Raw genomic sequence first — 6,325 nt, 5'->3', positions numbered from 1 at the left:
CCTCGGGCATGAGCGGCAACTCACCCAGGCGCTGCTCGGGCCTCACGACGACAGCCTCCAGCACGGTGCGCAGGTGCTGGAAGAGGCGGGCGACGGTGCCTTCCTCGAACAGGTCGGTGCTGTACTCGAAACGGCCGCGCAGGCCGTCGTCGGACGCGCTCAGCACCAGCTCCAGGTCGAACTTGGAGGTGCCGTGATCCACGTCCAGCCGGCTCAGCTCCAGGCCCGCGTGGGAGGTGTCCGGCAGGCGCGCGTTCTGGAACGTGAACATCACCTGGAAGAGAGGTGAGCGGCCCAGGTCACGTCGGGGCTGGAGCTCCTCGACGAGCTTCTCGAAGGGCACGTCCTGGTGCGAGTACGCGCCAATGGCGGTCGTGCGCACGCGGGCGAGCAGCTCGCGGAACGAGAGGGTGGTGTCCAGGCGCGTGCGCAGCACGAGGGTGTTGGCGAAGAAGCCGATGAGGCCTTCCAGTTCCACCCGGCTGCGGCTGGCGACAGGCATGCCGACGCAGAGGTCGTCCTGGCCCGAATGGCGGTGCAGCACCACCTTGAGCGCGGACAGCAGCACCATGAAGGGCGTGACGCCTTCACTCCGGCCGAGCGACTCGATGGCGTCCGACAATTCGCGGGGCAGGTGGACGAACCAGCTGGCGCCCCGGAAGGACTGGACGGCGGGGCGGGGCTTGTCGGTGGCCAGCTCCAGGAAGGGCGGTGCATCCGCCAGCTGCCGCCGCCAATACGCCAACTGCTGCTCCAGGGCCTCATCCCGCAGCCATCGCCGCTGCCAGGCGGCGTGATCCGCGACCTGGATGGCCAGGGCGGACAGCGGTGAAGGCCGGCCCGCGACGAACGCCGCGTAGAGGGCGGTCAGGTCCTCGACGAGCACGTTCATGGACCAGCCGTCGGAGACGATGTGGTGCATCGTCAGCAGCATCACGTGCTCGCGTTCGGACAGCCGCAGCAGGGTGACGCGCAGCAGGGGGCCGCGCGTCAAATCGAAGGACCGTCCTGCCTCCGCGGCGGCCCTGTGCCGCACCTCCGCCGAGCGCTCCGCCTCGGGGCGCGTCGACAAGTCGATCACCGTGAAGTCGGGCTCCAGCGTGTCTGCGATGTGCTGGACGGGCTCTCCATGGCTCGGGGGGAAGGTGGTGCGCAGGGACTCGTGGTGCACGGTGAGCGCGAAGAACGCGCGGCGCATGGCGTCCGCGTCCAGCGCGCCGGTGATGCGCACGGCGGCCGGCACGTTGTAGGCGGCGGTGCCCGGCTCCAACTGCTCAAGGAACCACAGGCGCTGCTGCGCGAAGGACAGGGCCAGGGCCCCGGTGCGCGGCACCGCCACGAGCGGCGGCAGCACCTGCCCCTGCTGCGTGGCGCGGAGCGCATCCACCTTCTCGGCGAGCGCGGCGAGGGTCGGCGCCTCGAAGAGGCTGCTCAGGGGCAGGTCCACCTGGAGCGCCTCGCGGATGCGCGACACGGCCTGGGTGGCGAGCAGCGAGTGGCCACCCAGCTCGAAGAAGTGATCATACGCGCCCACGCGCTCCACGCGCAGGACGCGGGCCCACACGGAGGCCAGCAGCTCCTCGGTGAGGGTGCGCGGCGCGAGGACGCTGGACTGCGCCGGGGCGGCCTCCGGCGCGGGCAGGGCCTTGCGGTCCACCTTGCCATTGGGCGTGAGGGGCAGCGCGGCCAGGGCCACGAAGGCCGAAGGCACCATGTAGCGGGGAAGGTGCCGCTGCACGAGCTCCTTGAGCGCCGCCGCGTCCATCACGTGTCCGGCCCGGGCCACGACATAGGCCACCAGCCGCTTCTCTCCCGGGGCCTCCGTGCGGGCATGGACGACGACGTCCTGCACGGACGCGTGGGCGCGGAGCACGGCCTCCACCTCGCCCAGCTCGATGCGGAAGCCACGCACCTTCACCTGGTTGTCGATGCGGCCCAGGTACTCCAGCTCGCCCTCCGGCAGCAGGCGCACCAGGTCCCCCGTGCGGTAGAGCCGGGCTCCGGGCTCGCGCGAGAAGGGGTTGTGGACGAAGCGCTCGGCGGTGAGCTCCGGCCGGTGGAGGTAGCCCCGGGCCAGGCCCGCGCCTCCCAGGTACAGCTCGCCGGGGACGCCCACGGGCACGGCGCGTCCGCGCGCATCCAGCACCCAGGCGGAGGTGCCGGGCAGCGGCCGCCCGATGGTGGGCTCGCCGCGGGCCTCGCGGGGCACGCGCACGAACGTGGAGTAGGTGGTGTCCTCCGTGGGGCCGTAGAGGTTGTAGACGTGCTCCACGGTGCCCGTGCGGTAGAGGTCCGCCACCAGGGAGCCCGGGAGCGCCTCACCCGCGAGGTTCACCGTGCGCACGGACGCGGGCAGCGCACCGGCCCGCACCAGCTCCGTCATCGCCGACGGCACCGTGTTGACCAGCGTCACCTCGCCCGCGGCCGGCAGGCCCGCGAGCGCCAGCGCGTTGTCCGCGAGGATGACGGTGCCACCCCGGACCAGCGGCGTGAACATCTCGAAGACGGACAGGTCGAAGCAGAAGGAGGTCGCGGCGAGGACGCCGGAGAGCTGCTCGCGCGAGAACACGGACAGGGCCCAGCGCAGGAAGGCCACCGCGCTGCGGTGCTCCACCGCCACGCCCTTGGGGCGGCCCGTGCTGCCCGACGTGTAGAGGACGTAGGCCAACGACTCCGGACCGGTGCTCGCGGACGTCCAGGGCTGGAGCGACGCGGGGACCTCCGCGTCCGCCTCCAGGAAGACGACCCGGGCCCCGTGCGGGGGCAGCACGCCCTCCAGCTTCCTCGCGGTGATGAGCACCGGGGCCTGGGAGTCCTCCAGCATGAAGGCCAGCCGCTCGGCGGGATAGGCCGGATCCAGCGGCACGTACGCGCCGCCCGCCCGCATCACGCCCAGCAGCGCGATCACCATCTCCGGCGTGCGCTCCAGGCACACCGCGACGCGCGTCTCCGGTCCCACGCCCAGGGCGCGCAGCGCGTTCGCCAGCTGGCGCGTGCGGACCTCCAGCTCGCGGTAGGTGAGGCGCCGTGCCTCGTGCACCAGCGCCACCGCGTCCGGCGTGAGCGCCGCCTGCGCCTCCACCAGGTGGTGGACGCACGTGTCCCCTGGAGGCTCGGCCCGCGTCCCGTTCCACTCGCGAAGCTGTTGCCACTCGCGCTCGGGCAGCAGCTTCGCCGCGTCGTACCGGGCCTGGGGCGCGCGGGCCATGACGCCCAGCACGCTCAGGTAGTGCGCCTTGATGGACTCCACCTGATCCGCGCCCAGGCCGTTGCAGTCCAGGGCGATGTGCAGCTCCGTGCTGGCCGTGTTGACGTTGAAGTAGGCCGTCCAGGCGAAATACGTCTGGTCGGTGGCCATCATGTCGAGGACCTCGAGCCCCTTCAGCTCGCGCAGCCGGTCCAGGATGTGGAACTGGGTGAAGTTGAAGGCGGTGTCGAAGAGCGGCTGGCCGCCACCGAAGGACTTCTGCAGCTCCGCCAGCGGGAAGCGGCGGTGCGGCAGCCGGGCGCGCTCCGCCTCGAACGCGTCGCGGGCCAGGTCCAGCCACGTCCCTCCCGCCAGCTCCATGCACAGCGGGAGGGTGTTGAGGAAGATGCCCAGCACCTGGTCGCCGCCGGGCACCTCGGGGCGCCCGTTGGCGATGATGCCCGTCACCACCTGGTCCCGGCCGGTGAGCAGCGCCACGACGCGCGCGTGCGCGGCGATGAGCACGCTCTTGAGCGGGAGCGTCGTCTCGCTGGCGATCTGCTTGAGGCCCGTGAACACCTCCGCGGCCACGGGGAAGATGATCCGCAGGTGCTGACCGGGCAGCTCTCCCGAGGGCAGCGGCCAGTGGGCGAGCGGTGCGCGCTCCAACCGTCCCAGCTCCCGGGCCCAGAAGCTCCGCGACGCCTCGGACGCCAGCGCCGCCCGCTCCAGCGCGACGAAGTCCCGGTAGGTGGTGGCGGGAGGCGGCTCCACGGGCGTCGCGCCGTCGAGCGACGCGACATACAGCCGCATCAGCTCCGACCACAGCGACGCGACGCTCCAGCCATCGAGGAAGGGCTCGGAGAGGGTGAGCCGGAAGGCGTCGTCGGTGAGGCGGTGGACGTGGAGTCGGATGAGCGGGGCCGTGCGCCAGGTGAAGCCCACGCGCCGCTCCGCCTGACTCCAGACCTTGAAGTCCTGCCGCTGCGCCTTCTCCGGGCGGTCGCGCCAGTCGGCCACCGTCAGCGGCACCTCCACGTTCGTGTACACGAGCTGGAGGGGTTCGCTGAACGACGAGACATCGAAGGACGAGCGCAGCATGGGGTGACGCCGCGCCAGCTGCGCGAGCGCCCGCCGCAGCGCCTCCTCCGCGAAGCGCACCCGGACGTGGAAGCTGGTGAGGTAGACCTCGTAGCCCTGGCGCAGCTCGGCGTGGAAGACGAAGCCGGCCTGGAGCCGCGACAGCGGATAGGCGTCGGAGAGGCCCTCGGGCAGGGCCGCCCGGTCCGCCCCGGACACCAGCGAGAAGGGCTCGGTGTGCATGGGCGTCTCGCCCCCGCGCCGCAGCGCCTGGGCCAGGGCGCGCACCGTCTGGTGGTCGAACATCTCCGCCACGCTGAGCGTGAGCCCCTGCTCCCGCGCCCGCGCCACCACGCGCAGGCTGCGGATGGAGTCGCCGCCCAGCTCGAAGAAGTTGTCGTCCACGCCCACCTGGTCCAGCCCGAGCGCGTCGCACCACACGACGCACAGCAGCCGCTCCAGCTCGTTGGAGGGCGCCACGTAGCCCTCGCTCAACGACGGGCGCAGGCGCTCGGGGTCGGGCAGCGCGCGCCGGTTCACCTTGCCGTTCGCGGTGAGCGGGATGGCGTCCAGGAAGACGAAGGCGGCGGGCACCATGTGCTCGGGCAGCCGCTCGCGCAGGAAGGCGCGCAGCGCTCCCACGGTGGGCGCCTCCGCGCCCGGGTGCGCCACGCTGTAGGCCACGAGCTGCTTCTCGCCGGTGGCGTCCTCGCGCGGCACCACCACCACCTCGCGCAACGCGGGGTGCTGCGCGATGGCGTTCTCCAGCTCGCCCAGCTCGATGCGGAAGCCGCGCACCTTCACCTGATCATCCAGCCGGCCCAGGTACTCCACGTCCCCGTCGGGCAGCCTTCGGGCCAGGTCTCCGCTGCGGTAGAGGCGGGCGCCCGGCGTGGAGGAGAAGGGGTCGTCGAGGAAGCGCTGACGGGTGAGCTCCGGGCGCTGGAGGTAGCCGCGCGCGACGCCCGCGCCACCCACGTACAGCTCACCGGGCACGCCCACGGGAACGGGCTGCTGGTGCTTGTCCAACAGCAACAGGGACAGGTCGACGATGGGCGCGCCGATGACGCTGCCCGGCGCCTCTTCCACGTCGCGCGCGTGCAGGGGGCGGTAGGTGACGTGCACCGTCGTCTCGGTGATGCCGTACATGTTGACGAGCCGGGGGCGCGCGTCGCCGTGGCGCTCGAACCAGGGGCGCAGGCTCCCCAGGGGCAGGGCCTCACCGCCGAAGACGACGTGGCGCAGGGAGAGCGGCGTGGCCCCGGCCGGCGCGGAGAGGTCCGCCTGGATGAGCGAGCGGAAGGCGGAGGGCGTCTGGTTGAGGACGGTGACGTGCTCCTCGCGCAGCAGGGCGTGGAAGGCCTCCGGCGAACGGCTCACCCGGTGGGGCACCACCACCAGCCGGCCGCCGTAGAGCAGCGCGCCCCACAACTCCCAGACGGAGAAGTCGAAGGCGATGGAGTGGAAGAGGGTCCAGACGTCGGAGTCGTCGAAGCGGAAGTCGTCCCACGTCGCGTCGAAGAGCCGCGCCACGTTGGCGTGCGTCACCTGCACGCCCTTGGGGCGGCCCGTGCTGCCCGACGTGTAGATGATGTACGCGAGCAGGTCGTCCGACGACGCGACGTCCGGCCGCGAGCGCTCCTCGGCGGCGATGTGCACGGCCGCCTCGTCCAGCAGCACCACGTGCGCGGCCACCTCGCCCAGGGTACTCCCCAGCTTCGACTGCGTGAGGAGGACGCGGGCCTGGCTGTCCTCCAACATGAAGCGCGCGCGTTCGGCGGGGTAGGCCGTGTCGATGGGCACGTAGGCCGCTCCCGCCTTGAGGATGGCGAGCACCGCCACCACCATGTCCAGCGAGCGCTCCACGTACAGCCCCACCAGGTCCCCCCGCACCACACCCTGACGCGCGAGGTATCGGGCCAACTGGTTGGCGCGCGCGTCCAGCTCCGCGTACCCCAGCGACTGCTGCTCGAAGGTCACGGCCACGGCGTCGGGACGCTCGGTGGCGCGTGCCTCGAAGCGCTGGTGCAGGCACGGCGCGCCCCTGCGCTCCACGAC

Annotated in this window: 1 protein-coding gene; it reads right to left on the bottom strand. The window is 72.2% G+C overall.

The annotated features are described in order from the left end of the window. Nucleotides 1-6,325: amino acid adenylation domain-containing protein (locus D7V97_RS38395; protein WP_120615552.1), on the bottom strand; the 6,325-nt coding region annotated here is incomplete at both ends.

It is taken from the genome of Corallococcus sp. CA053C (genome assembly GCF_003611675.1).
In the GTDB taxonomy this organism is placed as follows: Bacteria; Myxococcota; Myxococcia; order Myxococcales; family Myxococcaceae; genus Corallococcus.
This window is presented reverse-complemented; position numbering and strand designations above follow the sequence as displayed.